The 994-nt window shown below is 34.2% G+C and carries 1 pseudogene; it reads right to left on the bottom strand.

The features are described 5' to 3' along the window. Nucleotides 1-852 precede the first annotated feature (852 nt). A pseudogene (locus PEH01S_RS36265) lies at nucleotides 853-969 on the bottom strand (RHS repeat-associated core domain-containing protein); the annotation flags it as partial. Nucleotides 970-994: the final 25 nt, after the last annotated feature.

The raw sequence follows: 994 nt of genomic DNA, 5'->3' as shown, positions 1-994 counted from the left end.
GAGCTAGTCGCATGTGGTTTATGGTTAGAAAAAAATAGTAAACACTAAGACAATAATCAAAATAATCGTTAGGAATAGGGTAATTAAAGATGCTTGCTTCTCACTAATAATCCCACGACTTATAAGATATTCTTTAAGCATTATTAATGCTAAAATAGTGATTCCTACCAGTAGATATCTTAATGAAAAAGTAGTTATTTACATACAACTCCTTTATAATTTGTATGTCTATTTTCCATACTTAACTTTATAATTATAATTCTCGATATTATCTGTCTCGCTTATCAACCAAAACGTTGTCCCGCTAGGAGAGATATACTCATAATTATAGAATGTTTGCGTCCCCCTTATGAAACCAAGATTCACAGGCACACCAATAGACTTCACTTTATAAGTTCCAGTCTCTGCCATTGCTTCTTTTTTAAGATCATAGTCGTTTGTAATATATTCACTAGCAAGTAAACCCAACAAAGATTCACCCCATCCCGATACCTTCTTCAAATTGTTACCAGCAGCGGCTTCGCCAAAAATCGAACCTAATCTTGCCGTTTTTCTCTCAGGAGTGTAGATATATTCAAATTCCGAGTATTCGTAAGATATACCTAACTTATTCAGAAATTCCTTTCTTTCCATATACATGCTTCCATCTTTAATATCATGTTCATCATAATAAAATCTTGCCTTGTTGTCACCCACTTTAATATCAGCATATCCTCTATATATTTCCTTATAATAAGTTCTTACTTCACGCTTATGATCCAAATAATATTTTGGTTCCAATCCGACAATTTCTAGACCCGTAGTTACAGACCCATGATAACCTTCTGCGAATTCTCTTACCTTACCATATTCATGACCCGAAGGATCAATATATTTTAAAGGGTTGTTAGCGGTATACGTATAAAGATTCAAGCTCAGCGGATTAGCAATATCCCCTTCATACGTATCCTAGTTGATAAAGCGGCCCATCTAATTAAAAGGGCAACAACTGTTT

The organism is Paenibacillus ehimensis NBRC 15659, assembly GCF_004000785.1.
Taxonomy (GTDB): Bacteria; Bacillota; Bacilli; order Paenibacillales; family NBRC-103111; genus Paenibacillus_G; species Paenibacillus_G ehimensis.
The sequence above is the reverse complement of the archived record's forward strand: the minus strand, read 5'-3'. Positions and strand labels throughout refer to the sequence as shown.